The following is a 15,763-nucleotide window of genomic DNA, read 5'->3' as shown; positions in this document are numbered from 1 at the left end:
GAGCTTGCCGCTGCGCGGCTGCGGTCTGTCCCGCAAGGTTTCAGAAGGAACGCGGCAGGCCCAGAATGTGCTCGGCCACGTAGCTGTAGATCATGTTGGTCGAGATCGGCGCCACCTGGTACAGGCGGGTTTCGCGGAATTTGCGCTCGATGTCATATTCGCAGGCAAAGCCAAAGCCGCCGTGGGTCTGCAGGCAGACGTTGGCCGCTTCCCAGCTGGCCTTGGCGGCCAGGTGCTTGGCCATGTTGGCCTCGGCACCGGCGTTCTGGTGGGCGTCAATCTTCTCGCAGGCCTTCCAGCGCATCAGGTTGGCGGCTTCCAGTTCGATGAAGGCATCGGCAATCGGGAACTGCACGCCCTGGTTCTGGCCGATGGGGCGGTTGAACACCACGCGCTCGTTGGCGTACTTGGTGGCGCGGTCGATGAACCAGTAGCCATCGCCAATGCACTCGGCAGCAATCAGGGTGCGCTCGGCGTTCAGGCCGTCCAGCAGGGTCTTGAAGCCCTTGCCTTCTTCGCCCAGCAGCGCGTCATCGGGGATCTCGAGATTGTCGAAGAACAGCTCGTTGGTCTCGTGGTTGACCATGTTCAGGATGGGGCGCACGGTGAGGCCGTTGCCGATCGCCTGGTGCAGGTCGATCAGAAAGCACGACAGGCCGTCGGAGCGCTTTTTCACCTGATCGGCGGGCGTGGTGCGGGCCAGCAGGATCATCAGATCGCTGTGCTGGATGCGCGAGATCCAGACCTTCTGGCCGTTGATGACCCAGCGGCCATCCTTCTTCACGGCCGTGGTCTTGAGTTTGGTGGTGTCGCTGCCGGTGGTGGGCTCGGTCACGCCCATGGACTGGATGCGCAGCGCGCCCGAGGCAATCTGGGGCAGGTACTTTTCCTTTTGCGCCTGCGAGCCGCTGCGCACGATGGCGTTCATCACGTACATCTGGCCGTGGCAGGCGCCGGAGTTGCCGCCGCTGCGGTTGATCTCTTCCATGATCACCGAGGCCTCGGCCATGGTCAGGCCCGAGCCGCCATATTCCTGCGGGATCAGCGCGGCCATCCAGCCGGCCTTGGTGAGGGCATCGACAAACTCCTCGGGGTAGCCGCGGGCCTCATCGACCTTGCGGAAGTATTCGTCGGGGAACTGGGCACAGAGGGCGCGCACGGCGTCGCGGATTTCCTGGTACTGGTCGGGCTGGTGGATCATGGCGGTGGGGTATCTATAAAAAAGAAGGAATCGGCTGGTTCAGCGGTTCAAAACAACGTGGCTGTGCCCTGCATGGTGAGGAACCCCTCGTGGTCCTGGGCCCACAGCTCCACGGTCTTGCCGTCGTTGGATGCCTTGCCGTGCACGCTGAACGGGTGCAGATCGAAGGTGGGGCGCACGGCACGGAAGTCGAAGGTGGCCACCTGCGCGCCGGGCAGGCTGCGGCGCAGCAGGTCCAGCAGCAGCGTGGCGATCAGCGGACCGTGCACGATCAGGCCGGGGTAGCCCTCGACCTCGGTCACGTACTTGCGGTCGTAGTGGATGCGGTGGCCGTTGAAGGTGAGCGCGGAGTAGCGAAACAGCAGCACGTCGTCGGGAGCGATGGTGCGCGACCAGACCGCCTGGCCATTCAGCGGAGGCTGCTGCGGCTGCGGCGCAGGGTCGCCGGGCTGGGCGGCGCTGCGGTAGACGATGTCGTGCTCCTCGGTCAGCGCCAGGCCCTGGGCATTGCGGTACTGGTGTTCGACCAGCACGAACAGCAACTCGCCCGAGCGGCCGGCCTTGTGCTTGACGGACTGGATGGTCGAGTGGCGCTGCACCTCCTGGCCCACGCGCAGCGGGTTGGCCTGCTCCCAGCGCAGCCGCCCGCCGGCCCACATGCGGCGCGGCAGCGGCACGGGCGGCAGAAAGCCGCCGCGCTTGGGATGCCCGTCGGGGCCGATCTCGCTGGCGCGCGCATGCGGCAGGAAGTACAGCCAGTGCCACAGCGGCGGCACCACGGTGCCCATGGCGGGCGCCGGGTCGTCGCGGTCCAGCGTGGCCGACAGGGCGGCCACGGGCATGGCCGTGAGGCTGTCGCTCAGGGTCTCGCTCTTGCCCTGCCAGGTCTGCAGGTGGGCGAGCGCGGCGGTGTCTAGGGTGTTGCTCATGTTCCAGTCACTCAGTTGATGGTGGCGCCCGAGGTCTTCACGATGCGCGCCCACTTGGCAATGTCCTGCTTGAGCAGGGCGGCGAACTCGTCGGGCGTGACGGGTTTCGTGGCCGTGCCCGCAAGCTCCACGCCCTGTGCTTCGAGCTTGTCGCGCATGTCCTTGTCGGCCATGGCCTGGCGCATGCCGTCCTGCAGGCGATCCATCACCTCCTTGGGCACGCCGGCAGGCGCGAACAGGCCTATCCACAGCGTTCCGCTGTAGCCGGGAACGAACTCGCCCAGTGCGGGCACATCGGGCAGCACGGGCGAGCGCTGGGGGCTGCTCACGGCCAGCGCGCGCAGCTTGCCCGACCTGATGTGCGCCAGCGTGGATGGCAGGCTGCCGAACAGCAGGGGCAGCTGGCCGCCCAGCACATCGTTGAGCGCCGGCGCCACGCCCTTGTAGGGCACATGCTGCAGTTCGACGCCGGACATCTGGTTCAGCATCTCGCCCAGCAGGTGGTTGAGCGTGCCGTTGCCGGCCGAGGCGTATTGCAGCTGGCCGGGCCTGGACTTGGCCAGCGCCAGCAGCTCGGGCACGGTCTTGGCGGCGAACGAGGGGTGGGCCAGCAGCACATTGGGCACGGCGCCCACCAGGCTGATGGGCTGGAAGTCGGCCACGGGGTCGAAACCCGGCGCCTTGTACAGGGCGGGGTTGATGGCCTGGCTGCTGCTGATGGTCATGAGCAGCGTGTAGCCGTCCTTGGGCGCCTTGGCCACGGCCTGCGTGCCTATGTTGCCCCCCGCACCGGGCTTGTTTTCCACCACGGCGCTGCCGCCGAGCTTTTCCGCCAGCTTCTGGGCCACCACGCGGCCCACGATGTCATTGGTGCCGCCGGCGGCCTGGGGCACCACCATCATGATGGGGCGGCTCGGGTAGGTTGCCTGGGCGAAGGCTGCGGGCGCGCTGCTCAGGGCCCAGCCCAGGGCGGCGCCGGCGCACAGGCTGCGGCGGGTAAGGTTGGACAAGAAGGGGCGATGCATGCGGCGTGGTTCCAGATACTTGTAGAAGCAATGGGGTCCGATGCTCGCCGCTGCTGCCGGTCCGTGCAATCCACGTTTGTGAAAGCGTGCCTTCCGTGCCCATGAAGCCCTCGGCGACGCTTTCATGCAGCCAAAGCCCCGCCTAGCGATTGCCGAATGGCGCTGCCGCGGCTTTGGGTTCATGCTCCAGCGCTGATCGACAACACAAACCGAAGGACGACGAACATGGCGCAGAAGATGGTGCAGGACAAGGTGGTGGTGGTAACAGGGGCCGGCGGCGGCATCGGGCGCGACATGGCGCTGGCCCTGGCGGCGGCCGGCGCCAAGGTGGTGGTCAACGACATCGGCACCTCCACCACAGGCGAGGGCACGGATGCCGGCCCCGCACAGAAAGTGGTGGACGAAATCAAGGCTGCTGGCGGCCAGGCCGTGGCCAACATGGACAGCGTGGCCGAGGCGGCAGCTGCCGGCCGCATCGTGCAATGCGCGCTGGACCACTTCGGCCGCATCGACGGCGTAGTCAACAACGCAGGCATCCTGCGCGACCGCTTCTTCCACAAGATGAGCCTGGACGAATGGGACGCCGTGATCAAGGTGCACCTGTACGGCAGCTACTACATGGCACGCGCGGCCGCCAACCATTTCAAGGAGCAGGAAAGCGGTGCCTTCGTGCACATGACCTCCACCTCGGGCCTGATCGGCAACCTGGGCCAGGCCAACTACAGCGCCGCCAAGCTGGGGCTGACGGCGCTGTCCAAGTCCATCGCGCTGGACATGCAGAAATTCAACGTGCGCTCCAACTGCATCGCGCCGTTTGCCTGGAGCCGCATGATCGGCTCCATCCCCACCGACACGCCCGAACAGCAGGCACGCGTGGCCAAGATCCAGCAGATGACGCCCAACAAGATCGCGCCGCTGGCCGTGTACCTGCTGTCCGACCAGGCCAAGGACGTGAACGCCCAGGTGTTTGCCGTGCGCAACAACGAGATCTTCCTGATGAGCCAGCCGCGCCCCCTGCGCTCGGTGCACCGCAGCGAGGGCTGGACGCCCGAGTTCATTGCCGAACATGGCATGCCGGCGCTCAAGGCCTCGTTCGTGCCGATGGATCGCTCGGCCGACGTGTTCAGCTGGGACCCGGTGTGACGGAGACAACCCCCTGAGCGGCTTACGCCGCTTCCCCCTTCTCTCGCATCGCTGCGCGCTGCGGGAAGGGGAACGCAGCCCTCGCTGCGGGGCGGCCCTTGCTCGGCAGCCCTGGCTTGGGTAGCGCCAGTTGCATGGTGCGCGGGCGATACACAACGTTATGGACGACTGAGATGGCTATTGACTACCACCACCTGAAGAACCGGGCCTTCGCGCCCGTGCACCAGCACTACACCGAGCGCGACACCATGCTGTATGCGCTCAGCCTCGGCCTGGGCAACGACCCGCTCAATGCCGACGCGCTGCCGTTTGTCTATGAAGGGCTGGAGGGCGGCCTGCGCACCCTGCCCACGCAGGCCGTGGTGCTGGGCTACCCCGGCTTCTGGGCTCGCGAGCCGAACACGGGCATCGACTGGGTGAAGCTGCTGCACGGCGAGCAGCGCGTGCGCTGGCACAAGCCATTGCCCGCCAGCTGCGCGGTGGTCGGCAAAAGCCGCATCACGCACCTGATCGACAAGGGCGAGGGCAAGGGCGCCATCCTGATCACCGAGCGGCGCCTGGAAACCCAGGCCGGCGAGCTGCTGGCCACGCTGCAGCAGGTGACCTTTCTGCGCGGCGACGGCGGCTACAGCCAGCAGCGCGGCGGCCAGCCCAGCGACGCACCGCTGCCCGCGCTGCAGCCCACGCCGGCTGACCGCGCGCCCGACTTCAGCGACACCCAGGCCATCCGCCCCGAGGCGGCGCTCTTGTACCGCCTGATGGGCGACTACAACCCGCTGCACGCCGACCCGGCCGTGGCCACCAAGGCGGGCTTTGCGCGCCCCATCCTGCACGGCCTGGCCAGCTACGGCCTGGTGGCCCATGCGCTGTTGCGCCAGTGCGCGGGCGGCGACCCGGCGCGGCTCAAGGCGCTGGACATCCGCTTTGCCTCGCCGGTCTATCCAGGCGAAACGCTGGTCACCGAGATCTGGAGCCTGCCCGGCAAGCCAGGGCAGTTCCAGCTGCGCGCCCGCGTGGCCGAGCGCGACATCGTGGTGCTGAGCCACGGCTACGCCGAACTGGCCTGAACCATCCCAAGGTGCGCTGCTGGCGCTTGATAGACAAGCGCCATGGCCCATCTTGATCCTCAATATCTTCTGGAGCACGCCATGAGCGCATCCCCCGTGTTGACCTCCGTGCAGGACGGCATCGGCACCATCACCCTCAACCGCCCCGAGGCGCGCAACGCCCTGAGCCAGGCCATGCGCCCCGCCCTGGCCGCTGCCATTGCGCAGATGCGCGACGACCCGGCGGTGCACGCCGTCATCCTCACCGGCGCAGGCGGCGCGTTTTGCTCGGGCGGTGACATCTCGGCCATGCAGGACAGCAGCCGCACGGGCCTGACGTTTCGCAAGGGCATGCGCGAGCTGCACCAGTGGTTCCCCGAACTCGTGGACCTGGAAAAACCCGTCATCGCCGCGGTCGATGGCCCGGCCTTTGGCGCGGGGCTGGGCCTGGCGCTGGCAGCCGACTTCGTGCTGGCCACGCGCCGCGCCAAGTTCTGCGCCGTGTTCGGCCGCATCGGCCTGGTGCCCGACCTGGGCGTGATGCGCCTGCTGCCGCGCATCGTGGGCCAGCAGCGGGCCAAGGAGCTGGTCTTCACCGCCCGCACCGTCGATGCGCAGGAGGCCAGGCAACTGGGCATGGTGTTCGACATTGTGGAAGACGGCGCCGCGCTGACCGAGGCCGCGCAGGCGCTGGCGCGCCGCTTTGGCGAGGCATCCACCGCCGCCATCGGCATCGCCAAGACCGTGATGAACCAGTCCTTCGAGCTCGATGCCCACGCCATGGCCGAGCTGGAGTCCTACGCCCAGTCCCTGTGCCGCGGCTCCGATTACCACCAGGACGCGGTGCGGCGCTTCAAAGACAAGCAGCCGCTGCGCTTCGACTGGGACAAAAAATGACGGCCCCCCTGAGTCGCCTGCGGCGGGGCGGCCCTTGCACGGCGGCCCTCGCCTGGGTCGCGCCAGTGTCATGCGGCGCGGGTGCTGCGCAACATCGCGGAGAACGGCCATGAGCCTGTTGGCCCAGCAACTGCAGGCCCTGATCCGCCCCGGCGACACCCTGTGGTGGGGCCAGGCCACAGCCGAGCCGCTCACGCTCACGCGCGCCGTGACCGCGCACCGCCACGCACTGGCGCAGGGCGGTCGGCTGCGCGTGTTCGTGGGCATTGGTGCGTCGGACACGCTGCAGCCGGAGCAGGCCGACACCATCGATTTCTTTGGCTACGCCGCGGGCGGTCCGCACCGCCACCTGGCCGATGCGGGCGTGCTCGACATCCTGCCCAGCCACTACTCGCACCTGCCAGGGCTGATCCGCGCGGGCGTGCTGCCCGCCGATGTGGTGCTGCTGCAGGTCTCGCCGCCCGATGAACAGGGCCGCTACAGCCTGGGCCTGGTGCACGAATACCTGCCCGCCGCGCTGGAACAGGCGCGCGTGGTGATCGCCGAGGTCAACCCCGCCATTCCCTGGACGCATGGCAGCGTGCACCTGCAGGCCAGCGACTTTGCGTTGCTGATTGACGCTCAGCACCCGCCGCTGGAGCAAAGCCGCGCCGCGCCCGGCCCGGCCGAGCAGGCCATTGCGCGCCACATCGCCGGACTGATCCAGGACGGCGCCACGCTGCAGCTGGGCATCGGCAACCTGCCCGAGGCCGTGCTGGCCGCGCTGCACGGCCACCGCGACCTGGGCCTGCACAGCGGCGCGGTGGGCGACGGCATTGCTGCCCTGGCCGAGGCCGGCGTGCTGACCAATGCCCGTAAGAGCCTGGACACCGGCGTGGGCATTGGCGGCATCCTGATGGGCAGCGAGAAGGTGCGCCGCTGGGCGCACCGCAACCCGGCGCTGCAACTGCGCGGTACCGACTACACGCACGACCCCGAGGTGCTGGCCGCCAGCCACCAGCTGGCCGCCATCAACGCGGCCATCGAGGTGGACCTGACCGGCCAGATCAATGCCGAGGTGGCAGCGGGCGTGTATGTGGGCGCCGTGGGTGGCGCGGTCGATTTCTTGCGCGGCGCGGCCCGCAGCCGTGGCGGCCTGCCCATCGTGGCGCTGCCGGCCACCGCCAAGGGCAGGACGCGCATCGTGGCGCAGCTGGCCGGGCCGGTCAGCACGCCGCGCAGCGACGCAGGCCTGATCGTCACCGAGCATGGCGTGGCCGACCTGCGCGGCCAGACGCTGTCGCGCCGCGTGCGCCGGCTGATCGATATTGCCGCGCCCGAACACCGCGAGGACCTGGAGCACCAGGCCCACGAACTGCTGCGCCGCTGTGGCGCGGTTTTTCATCAAAAACAATAGCTTCTGGCGCTTTATGGATAAGCGCCAGAGCCACTTTCATTGCAATTTTCGCTTCCATTCATCAGGAGAAAACCATGCGCAGAGCCGCCATCGTCACCCCCGTTCGCACCCCTGTCGGCACCTTTGGCGGCAGCTTGCGCCCCGTGCCCGTTGAAGAGCTGGCCGCCACCACGGTGCGCGCCGTGGTCGAGCGCAGCGGCATCGACCCCGCACGCATCGACGACGTGGTCATGGCCCAGTCGTACGCCAACAGCGAGGTGCCCTGCGTGGGCCGCTGGGCCGCGCTGCAGGCGGGGCTGCCGGTGTCGGTGCCCGGCATGCAGCTGGACCGCCGTTGCGGCGGTGGCCTGCAGGCCATCGTCACCGCTTCGATGATGGTGCAAAGCGGCGCCGCCGACGTGGTGATCGCCGGCGGCGTGGAGAGCATGAGCAACATCGAGTACTACAGCACCGACATGCGCTGGGGCGCGCGCTCGGGCAATGTGCGCTTTTTTGACCGCCTGGACCGCGGCCGCGAACGCTCGCAGCCGGTGGAGCGCTTCGGCAAGATCAGCGGCATGATCGAAACCGCAGAGAACCTGGCGCGCGACTACGGCATCACGCGCGACGAGGCCGACGCCTTCGCCGTGCGCAGCCACCAGCGGGCCGCAGCGGCCTGGGAAGCCGGCCGCTTCGCCGACGAGATCGTGCCCGTCAAGGTGCCCCAGCGCAAGGGCGACCCCCTGCTGTTCTCGCGCGACGAAGGCTTTCGCGCCGATGCCACGACCGACAGCATGGCCAAGCTGCGCGTCTTGATGCCCAACGGCACCGTCACGGCCGGCAACGCCAGCCAGCAGAACGACGCCTCCGCCGCCTGCCTGATCGTGGCCGAGGACAAGCTGGCCGAGCTGGGCCTCACGCCCATGGCCACGCTGGTGGGCTGGGCCGCTGCGGGCTGCGAGCCATCGCACATGGGCATAGGCCCGGTGCCGGCCACGCAGAAGCTGCTGGCGCGGCTGGGCCTGAAAATCGACGACATGGACCTGGTGGAGCTGAACGAGGCCTTCGCCTGCCAGGTGCTGTCCGTGCTCAAGGGCTGGAACTGGCAGGACCAGGACGCCATCGCCCACAAGCTCAACGTCAACGGCTCGGGCATCTCGCTGGGCCACCCCATCGGCGCCACCGGCGTGCGCATCCTGGCCACGCTGCTGCACGAGCTGCAGCGCCGCAAGGGCCGCTATGGCCTGGAGACCATGTGCATCGGCGGCGGCCAGGGCATTGCCGCAGTGTTTGAACGGATGTGACGGTGCCGCGAGGGAAAACCCTCGCTAAGCAGACCCGAACCCCGGCTTACGGAAAAGCAGATTCACAGGGCGCCAGCCGGGGCGCACCATCGCGCCGATGGGTAACGACCCGGCCCCGCGCCCGGCCCGCCCTCTTCCCGCATTCGCATTCATTCCACACAGACAGGAAACACCCCCATGACCGCAGCCCCCCGCCGCCTCGCCCTGGCCGCCCTGGCCCTGGCACCTTTTGCCCTTGCATTGCCCGCCGCCGCGCAGGACGGCCAGCCCGTGCGCCTCATCGTCGGCTATGCCGCAGGCGGCCCCGTGGACCAGGGCGCGCGCCTGTTCGGCCAGGCCTTGTCCAAGGAACTGGGCCAGCCGGTCATGGTGGAAAACAAGACCGGTGCCAATGCCACCATTGCCGGCAGCGAGGTGGTGCGCGCCAAGCCCGATGGCATGACGCTGTGGTTTGCCGCCAGCCCCACCATCACCATCAGCCCCAACGTGATGACCAAGATGCCGTTCGACCCGGCCCGGGACCTGACGCCGGTGGCCCCCATCCTGAGCTACTACAACGTGCTGGTGGTCAACAACAGCGAGCCCTACAAGAATGTGCGCGAGCTGGTGGCGAACGCCAAGGCCAACCCCGGCAAGCTGGCCTACGGTTCGGCCGGCGTGGGCGGCTCCAACCACCTGGGCGCGCTGCTGTTCGCCAGGCGCAGCGGCATCGAGATGAACCACATCCCATACAAGGGCAACGCCCCGGCAATGACCGACGTGATCGGCGGCCAGCTCAACATGATGCTGGACATCATCAGCACCGCCAGCACCTACATCCACAGCGGCAAGGTGCGCGCCATTGCCGTCACCTCGCCGCAGCGCAATGCCTCGCTGCCCGATGTACCCACCTTCGCCGAGTCGGGCATCGAGGGCCTCAAGGGCTTTGACGTGGGCGGCTGGTACGGTGTCTATGGCCCCAAGGGCATGAGCCCTGAACTGGTGGCCAAGCTCAACAAGGCCGTCAATGCCGCACTGGCGCAGCCGGACCTGAGAAAACGCTACAAGGAGCTGGGCTACGACGAGTGGACCGGCGCACCGCAGAAGCTGGCCGAGCGCGCCTCCCAGGAACGCGCCATGTGGGCCACGGTGACCCAGGGAATCACCGTCGACTGACATGGCGGAGCGCATCCACCACCTGCTGGACCGCTGGCTGGCCGAGGCGCCGCAGCAGCCCTTCATCCACCTGCCGGACGGCCGCAGCCTGCGCTTTGCCGACCTGGGCGCGCTTACCGACACCGCCGAGACCGAGCTACGCACGCTGAACGTGCGCCCCGGCGACCGTGTGCTGGTGGTGGCCGAAAACTGCCCCGAACACGCCGCGCTGATCCTGGCCTGCAGCCGCGTGGGCGCCTGGTCCTGCGGCGTGAATGCGCGCATGGCGCCCGCCGAGATCGACAGCTTCGTCGCCAAGGCCGATGCGCGCGTGGTGTTCTTCACGTCCGCCGCATCGCGCAGCGCCGCTGCGCACGCACGGCGCTTTGCGGCCGTCGATTCGGCCCTGCCCGGCATGCAGCACAGCGCCGTGCGCACGGATGCGCAGCCCGAGGCGGGCGTATTGCGCGATACGGTGGCGGCGCTGATCTTCACCTCGGGCACCACGGGCCAGCCCAAGGGGGTGATGCTCACGCACGACGCGCTGATCCATTTCGCCCGCGTCTCGGGCGCCTCGCGCGCGCTGGGGCCGCAAGACCGCAGCTACGCCTTCGTGCCCATGACCCACATCTTCGGCCTGGGCACGGTGCTGATCAGCTCGCTGCTGGCCGGCGCCCAGCTCGTGATGCGCCCGCAGTTCGATCCTGACGACCTGCTGGATGCGCTGGCCCACCACGGCGTGTCGCAGCTGCAGGGGCCGCCCGCGCTGTTCTCGCGCCTGCTGGCCCATCTGCAGGAGCGCGGAATTGCACGGCCCGCAGCGCCGGCGCTGCGCTACCTCTACACCGGCGCGGGCCCGCTGGACCTGGCCTTGAAGCAGCGCGTGGAGGCGGCCTTCGGCCAGGCGCTGCACCACGGCTACGGCCTGTCGGAATACGCGGGCTCGGTGCACCTCACACGCCTGGGCGAACAGCGCCCCGACACCAGCGCCGGCTACGCCGTGGTCGAGGCCGAGGTGCGCGTGACCGATCCGGCCACGGGCCAGCCGCTGCCGCTGGGCGAGCGCGGCGAGCTGTGGATCCGCGGCCGGGGCCTGATGCCCGGCTACTTTCGCGACCCCGAGGCCACCGCCGCAGTGATGCGCGAGGGTGGCTGGTATGCCAGCGGTGACCTGGGCGAAATGCATGCCGACGGCGCGCTGTTCGTCATGGGACGCCTGAAGGAAATGATCATCCGCTCGGGCTTCAACGTCTACCCGGCCGAGGTGGAGACCGCCCTCAACACCCACCCCAGCGTACAGCGCTCAGCCGTGGTGGGGCGCACCGTGGACGACGGCAACGAGGAGATCGTGGCCTTTGTCGAGCTGCGCCCCGGCGCCGCGCTGGACGCCGATGCCATGCAGGCGCACCTGCGCGAGTTGCTGGCGCCCTACAAGCGCCCGTCCCACATCGTCACGCTGGCGGAGCTGCCGACCAATACCAACGGCAAGGTGCTCAAGCGCACCTTGAAAGACCAGGCGCTGAGCCTCACCACCTGAACCACAGGAGACACACCATGCATTCCACCACCTCCCGCCGCAGCTTCATCGCCGGCAGCCTGCTTGCCGCGGCCCATCCACTGGCGGTGCTCGCGTCCGAGCCCTGGCCCAGCCGGCCCGTGCGCTTCATCGTGCCGTTTCCGCCGGGCGGCCCGGTGGACACCACGGCGCGCGTCTTCAGCCAGAAGCTGTCCGAAATCTGGAAAACCCCCACCGTCATCGACAACCGCGCGGGCGCGGGCGGCGTGGTGGGCGCCACGGCCGCCGCCAAGGAAGCGCCTGATGGCTACGGCCTCTTCGTGGGCGCCATCCACCACTCGGTCAACCCCTCGCTGATGGGCAAGCTGCCCTACGACATCGAGAAGGACTTCGCCCCCATCAGCTTCGCGGCCATGTTCCCGGTGTTCATCGTGGCGCACCCCTCGGTGCCGGCCAACACCATCCAGGAGCTGATCGCGCTGGCCAAGAAGGGCACGCCACTGGCCTATGGCTCGTCGGGCAACGGCGGCGGCACGCACCTGGCGGGTGAGCTGTTCAACATGGAAGCGGGCACCAAGCTGCAGCATGTGCCCTACAAGGGCAGCGCCCCGGCCATGAACGACCTGCTGGGCGGACAGGTGCAGCTGATGTTCAGCGACGCGCCCACGGCGCTGCCGCACATCAAGAGCGGCCGCGTCAAGGTGCTGGGCGTGGCCAGCCGCCAACGCTCAGCCATGCTGCCCAACGTGCCCACCGGCGTGGAGTCCGGCCTGCCCGGCTACGAGGCCTATTCCTGGGCGGCACTGTTCGCCCCCGCCAAGACGCCCCAGGCCGTGCTGGACAAGATCAACGCCGACTTCAATACCGCCATGAAGGACCCCGCCGTACGCCAGCGCCTGCTGGACGCCGGCGCCGAGGCAGACCCCGGCACGCAGGAGCAGATGCGCCAGCGCCTGCGCAGCGAACTGGACAAGTGGGCCAAGGTGATCAAGACGGCGGGGATCACGCCGGGGTGAGGGGAGCGCGCCGTACGGAGTTGTACGTATTACGGCGCGCCATCAGACGCGGCCCCCGCCTTGGGGCCGAACGTGTGGTCAGCGTTTTGCCACCAGCGGGCAGGCGGATTCGCCCAGCGGCACAAAGGCCTTGTCTGCAGGGATGGTGCTGACCAATTTGTAGTAGTCCCAGGGATACTTGGATTCGGTAGGTGCCTTGACTTGGAAGAGGTGCATGTCATGCACCATCATCCCGTCCTCGCGCAGCTTGCCGTTGCGGGTGAAGACATCGTTAATTGGCAATTCGCGCATCTTTGCAATCACGGCTTTGGCATCCGTGGTGCCTGCCGCCTCAGCAGCCTTGAGGTAGTGCCTGATGGACGAATAAGCGCCCATCTGACTCATGTTCGGCATGGCATTGACTTTGGCAAAGTACTTCTTTGAAAAAGCCCGTGTTTCATCGTTCAAGTCCCAGTAAAAAGCCTCCGACAGAAGCATGCCCTGGGCAGTCTTCAGGCCCACGGAGTGCACATCGTTGATGTACATCAGCAGGCTGGCAAGCTTCTGCTTGCTTTCTGGATTGATGCCGAATTCGCGAGCGGCCTTGATGGAATTGACCAAATCATTGCCGAAATTAGCAAGTCCGATCACATCGGCCTTGCTGGATTGTGCTTGCACGACGGCGGATGAAAAGTCAGTGGCATTGAGAGGGTGTCTAGTTTCGCCAATGACCTTCCCGCCCGCTGCGGTGAGAGCCTGGGTGGTTGCCTTGACAATGTCATGCCCGCCGGAATAGTCCGCTGTGATGAAGAACCAGTTCTTGCCGATGCGCTCGGCCGCGGCCTTGCCCACTGTGGTGGCCAGTGAGTAAGAGTTGTAGGCCCAGTGAGCCACTGTGGAACCACACAGATCGCCCGTGATGCGGTCGCTGGCTGGGCCGCTCATGACGAGCACCTTGTTCTTTTCCTTGGCAATGTTCAGTACTGCGAGTGCAGCCGCAGAGCCCCCCACGTCTTGAATGGCGTCGACGCCGTTGTCATACCACTCCCGGGCTTTCGCGGCAGCGGGGTCTGCCTTGCTCTGGTGGTCGAAGGTAAGAAGCTCGATTTTTCTGCCCAGTACCGTTCCGCCATGTTCTTCGATGGCCATCTGGGCGGCTGTAACGCTTCCCTTGCCGGTAATGGCGGAGTACACGCCAGACTGATCCACGATGATGCCGATCCGCACAGGTTGGCTGCTTTGTGCGTAGGACGTTGCGCAGGTCAGGGCGGTGGCGGTCAATACCACTAGCCGACGAGACCGGATGCTTGCCGGGGTAGATTTGTATGTTGCGAATCGCATGTTGTCTCCTTGTTTTCAGCCGTTGAGCACTTGGGATTCCTGGATCATCTTTTGCCAGCGCTGGCGCTCGTCTTGCAGGAAACGCTCGTACTCTGCAGGGGCTTGCCCCGTCACGCTGACGCCTTGTTTTTCCAGTTGTTCGCGCAGGCCCGGGGATCGCAGTGCGGTCACCGTAGCCTGGCCCAGCTTCTCCACCACGGAGGGCGGCGTCTTCTTGGGAACAAAAAGACCATTCCAGATGGGGGCGGCGTAGCCCGGGAAGCCTTGCTCAGCCACTGTGGGTACGTCCACCCAGGAGGCCATGCGGTTGGAATTGATCGTGGCCAGCACGCGCAACTTGCCGGCTTGAACTTGAGGCTTCGTAAAGAGAGCCGTCATGGTGCCCACATCGACACGCTGCTGCATCAGGTCAGGCAGCGCTGGGGCCTCTCCCTTGTAGGGGGCATGGATCATTTTCACGCCGCTGAGTTTGCTGAGGTATTCCATGGCGACGTTCATGGGCCCTAGCGGCCCGGTGGACATGTAGCGCACCTGCCCAGGGCGTTTTCTGGCGTCCTCCAGCAGGTCGGCCAGAGTTCGGTAGGGGCTATCGTGGGCTACCGCCAGCACATAGTCCACGTTGCAGATGGAGGCGACGGCGGTAAAGTCGCGCTGCGGCTTGTAGGACAGGTCAGGCATCGTGTGCTCCAGCACGATGTTGGTGCCCACTCCGCCCATCAGAATGCTGTAGCCATCGGCCTCGCTTTTCGCAACACTGGCGGCACCAATGGCACCGGCTGCACCGACCCGGTTGTCCACGATCACCGATTGCCCTAGCGATGCTTCCAACGCTTTGGCCAGTATCCGGCCCAGCACATCGGTGGCGCCGCCGGCGGCAAACGGCACCACAAGCCGCAGTGGCTTGGATGGGAAGGCCGGATCGGCCAGTGCCCTACCGGTCAGCAGTCCTCCTGTGACGGTTGCGACGCCAGCGCCTGCGGTGCTGCGCAGCCACTGGCGGCGCGTGAGCCCGGGAGGGGGCGCCCGGCGCATCGGTGACGAAAGATCCAACGGCTCATCGGTGTTATGGGGCATGGTGAATGTCTCCTGGTTGTATGTTTTTGCTGACTGTGGTTTTACAGACGGGTTGCGCTGATGGTGAGGCCGCCATCGACGTGCAGGGTCTGTCCCGTGATGTAGCCCGCCAGAGGGGCCAAGAAAAAACCGATCACGAAGGCCAGCTCCTCGGGATCGGATACGCGCTGCAAGGGCACGGCGGCCAGCAAGGCCTTGGTTGCAGCGGCCTCGGGCGGGCTGGCTTTTTTGAACATTTCTGTGGCCACGGGGCCGGGGGCAATCACATTGACCGTGATGTTGTGGGGCGCCAGCTCCAGCGCCCAGGTGCGGCTTGCACCAATGAGCGCGGCCTTGGAGGCGCTGTAGGCCGTGCGGTTGACCTTGCCCAATGCCGCACGCGATGAGATGTTCACCACCCGTCCCCCACCTGCTTCCTTCATGCCGGGAATGAGCGCCTGCAGGCAAATCAAGGCGGCATTGACGTTCACGGTCATGGCTTCGTTCATCTCTGACACGGTGACGTCGGCCAAACTGGTGGTGTGGGCAATGGCTGCGTTGTTGACCAGCCCATAAAAGGGTCTGTCTCGCAGCAGTCCTTCTATGGTGCGGCGAGTCGCCTCCAAATCCATCAGGTCACATGGGACGAATTGTTCGTTGGGGCCTGCATCCTCGGGAACATGGCGCGCCAGGCCCACGACTTGGTAGCCGGCGTTGGCCAGGTGGCGCATGGTGGCGCGCCCGATGCCGCGGCTGGCGCCGGTGACCAGCACGCGGCGGGGTGTTGCGGTTGAAATGATCATG

General features: G+C 67.0%; 14 protein-coding genes. 8 read left to right on the top strand and 6 right to left on the bottom strand.

The genetic code is table 11. The annotated features are described in order from the left end of the window. Window positions 1-40: 40 nt before the first annotated feature. The 3 genes from AC1RDS_RS07780 to AC1RDS_RS07770 are packed head-to-tail and all read right to left on the bottom strand — an operon-like array spanning window position 41 to window position 3,155. Window positions 41-1,201, bottom strand: a complete 1,161-nt coding sequence (locus AC1RDS_RS07780) for an acyl-CoA dehydrogenase family protein (protein WP_348682819.1) — start codon at window positions 1,199-1,201, stop codon at window positions 41-43. A gap of 47 nt (window positions 1,202-1,248) precedes the next feature. After that, complete coding sequence (locus AC1RDS_RS07775) at window positions 1,249-2,130, bottom strand: HTD2 family dehydratase (protein WP_092697362.1); 882 nt, start codon at window positions 2,128-2,130, stop codon at window positions 1,249-1,251. Window positions 2,131-2,141: 11 nt separating this feature from the next. Further along, window positions 2,142-3,155: a Bug family tripartite tricarboxylate transporter substrate binding protein gene (locus AC1RDS_RS07770; protein WP_287876663.1), complete on the bottom strand. Its 1,014-nt coding sequence runs from the start codon at window positions 3,153-3,155 to the stop codon at window positions 2,142-2,144. A gap of 225 nt (window positions 3,156-3,380) precedes the next feature. Between AC1RDS_RS07770 and AC1RDS_RS07765 the strand changes: the two genes are divergently transcribed. From AC1RDS_RS07765 to AC1RDS_RS07730, 8 genes are all read left to right on the top strand, one after another. Further along, window positions 3,381-4,298 carry an SDR family NAD(P)-dependent oxidoreductase gene (locus AC1RDS_RS07765; protein ID WP_092697360.1) on the top strand — a complete coding sequence of 306 codons (918 nt, stop codon included), beginning with the start codon at window positions 3,381-3,383 and terminating at the stop codon, window positions 4,296-4,298. Between the two features lie 173 nt (window positions 4,299-4,471). Further along, entirely contained in the window at window positions 4,472-5,365 is an 894-nt protein-coding gene (locus AC1RDS_RS07760; RefSeq protein ID WP_287876665.1) for a MaoC/PaaZ C-terminal domain-containing protein, read from the top strand. An 81-nt stretch (window positions 5,366-5,446) separates the two neighbouring features. Continuing rightward, entirely contained in the window at window positions 5,447-6,241 is a 795-nt protein-coding gene (locus tag AC1RDS_RS07755) for an enoyl-CoA hydratase/isomerase family protein (protein WP_287876667.1), read from the top strand. Window positions 6,242-6,350: 109 nt separating this feature from the next. Next, window positions 6,351-7,637 (top strand): acetyl-CoA hydrolase/transferase family protein, encoded by a 1,287-nt coding sequence (locus AC1RDS_RS07750; protein WP_287876669.1) that lies wholly within the window; start codon window positions 6,351-6,353, stop codon window positions 7,635-7,637. A gap of 74 nt (window positions 7,638-7,711) precedes the next feature. Beyond that, complete coding sequence (locus tag AC1RDS_RS07745) at window positions 7,712-8,920, top strand: acetyl-CoA C-acetyltransferase (RefSeq protein WP_287876671.1); 1,209 nt, start codon at window positions 7,712-7,714, stop codon at window positions 8,918-8,920. Between the two features lie 177 nt (window positions 8,921-9,097). Next, window positions 9,098-10,075 carry a Bug family tripartite tricarboxylate transporter substrate binding protein gene (locus tag AC1RDS_RS07740; protein ID WP_092697356.1) on the top strand — a complete coding sequence of 326 codons (978 nt, stop codon included), beginning with the start codon at window positions 9,098-9,100 and terminating at the stop codon, window positions 10,073-10,075. Window position 10,076: 1 nt separating this feature from the next. Next, the gene (locus AC1RDS_RS07735) at window positions 10,077-11,591 is read left to right on the top strand and encodes a class I adenylate-forming enzyme family protein (protein WP_092697355.1); all 1,515 of its coding nucleotides are present in this window, start codon (window positions 10,077-10,079) and stop codon (window positions 11,589-11,591) included. A gap of 17 nt (window positions 11,592-11,608) precedes the next feature. Then, on the top strand, window positions 11,609-12,586 hold the full coding sequence (locus tag AC1RDS_RS07730) for a tripartite tricarboxylate transporter substrate binding protein (protein WP_092697354.1): 978 nt from the start codon (window positions 11,609-11,611) through the stop codon (window positions 12,584-12,586). Between the two features lie 78 nt (window positions 12,587-12,664). Here AC1RDS_RS07730 and AC1RDS_RS07725 read toward each other — a convergent pair whose 3' ends face one another. From AC1RDS_RS07725 to AC1RDS_RS07715, 3 genes are all read right to left on the bottom strand, one after another. Beyond that, window positions 12,665-13,846: an ABC transporter substrate-binding protein gene (locus AC1RDS_RS07725; protein WP_431603984.1), complete on the bottom strand. Its 1,182-nt coding sequence runs from the start codon at window positions 13,844-13,846 to the stop codon at window positions 12,665-12,667. 75 nt (window positions 13,847-13,921) lie between these two features. Continuing rightward, window positions 13,922-14,980, bottom strand: coding sequence for a Bug family tripartite tricarboxylate transporter substrate binding protein (locus AC1RDS_RS07720; protein ID WP_081679576.1), 1,059 nt, complete (start codon window positions 14,978-14,980; stop codon window positions 13,922-13,924). Between the two features lie 41 nt (window positions 14,981-15,021). After that, window positions 15,022-15,762 (bottom strand): SDR family oxidoreductase, encoded by a 741-nt coding sequence (locus tag AC1RDS_RS07715; protein WP_034711634.1) that lies wholly within the window; start codon window positions 15,760-15,762, stop codon window positions 15,022-15,024. Between the last annotated feature and the right edge of the window lies 1 nt (window position 15,763).

Source organism: Acidovorax sp. GW823-FHT02H02, from assembly GCF_058797075.1.
This window is presented reverse-complemented; position numbering and strand designations above follow the sequence as displayed.

Bases quoted from the DNA above. Each gene is read 5' to 3' on its own strand.
- AC1RDS_RS07750 (WP_287876669.1), top strand. From the start codon at position 6,351: ATGAGCCTGTTGGCCCAGCAACTGCAGGCCCTGATCCGCCCCGGCGAC.
- AC1RDS_RS07720 (WP_081679576.1), bottom strand. From the start codon at position 14,980: ATGCCCCATAACACCGATGAGCCGTTGGATCTTTCGTCACCGATGCGC.
- AC1RDS_RS07730 (WP_092697354.1), top strand. From the start codon at position 11,609: ATGCATTCCACCACCTCCCGCCGCAGCTTCATCGCCGGCAGCCTGCTT.
- AC1RDS_RS07765 (WP_092697360.1), top strand. From the start codon at position 3,381: ATGGCGCAGAAGATGGTGCAGGACAAGGTGGTGGTGGTAACAGGGGCC.
- AC1RDS_RS07715 (WP_034711634.1), bottom strand. From the start codon at position 15,762: ATGATCATTTCAACCGCAACACCCCGCCGCGTGCTGGTCACCGGCGCC.
- AC1RDS_RS07755 (WP_287876667.1), top strand. From the start codon at position 5,447: ATGAGCGCATCCCCCGTGTTGACCTCCGTGCAGGACGGCATCGGCACC.
- AC1RDS_RS07780 (WP_348682819.1), bottom strand. From the start codon at position 1,201: ATGATCCACCAGCCCGACCAGTACCAGGAAATCCGCGACGCCGTGCGC.
- AC1RDS_RS07775 (WP_092697362.1), bottom strand. From the start codon at position 2,130: ATGAGCAACACCCTAGACACCGCCGCGCTCGCCCACCTGCAGACCTGG.
- AC1RDS_RS07760 (WP_287876665.1), top strand. From the start codon at position 4,472: ATGGCTATTGACTACCACCACCTGAAGAACCGGGCCTTCGCGCCCGTG.
- AC1RDS_RS07735 (WP_092697355.1), top strand. From the start codon at position 10,077: ATGGCGGAGCGCATCCACCACCTGCTGGACCGCTGGCTGGCCGAGGCG.
- AC1RDS_RS07740 (WP_092697356.1), top strand. From the start codon at position 9,098: ATGACCGCAGCCCCCCGCCGCCTCGCCCTGGCCGCCCTGGCCCTGGCA.
- AC1RDS_RS07770 (WP_287876663.1), bottom strand. From the start codon at position 3,155: ATGCATCGCCCCTTCTTGTCCAACCTTACCCGCCGCAGCCTGTGCGCC.
- AC1RDS_RS07745 (WP_287876671.1), top strand. From the start codon at position 7,712: ATGCGCAGAGCCGCCATCGTCACCCCCGTTCGCACCCCTGTCGGCACC.